Source organism: Paenibacillus vietnamensis, from assembly GCF_020169515.1.
Lineage (GTDB): Bacteria > Bacillota > Bacilli > Paenibacillales > Paenibacillaceae > Pristimantibacillus > Pristimantibacillus vietnamensis.
In genome coordinates this window covers 1-275 of the sequence record NZ_JAHMHW010000052.1, presented here as the reverse complement: position 1 = coordinate 275, position 275 = coordinate 1, and the positions used below count along the sequence as shown (strand labels likewise).

General features: G+C 47.3%; 1 tRNA gene. It reads left to right on the top strand.

The annotated features are described in order from the left end of the window. Positions 1-85 precede the first annotated feature (85 nt). Positions 86-161, top strand: a tRNA-Thr gene (locus KP806_RS27480). The last annotated feature ends 114 nt before the right edge of the window (positions 162-275 follow it).

Below are 275 nucleotides of genomic sequence, written 5' to 3'. Positions count from 1 at the left end.
TCGTCGGGCTCATAACCCGAAGGCCGCAGGTTCAAATCCTGCCCCCGCAACCAAATCATTCGTCGAATGATCGGACATCCACTATGCCGCCGTAGCTCAATTGGTAGAGCAACTGAATCGTAATCAGTAGGTTGGGGGTTCAAGTCCTCTCGACGGCACCATTTTACTTTCAGTAAAATCGTGTTTTCATGGAGCATCAAAGCTCTACAAATGAATGATCTTTTAAGCCTGCGCCGTTGTAGCTCAATTGGTAGAGCAACTGACTTGTAATCAGT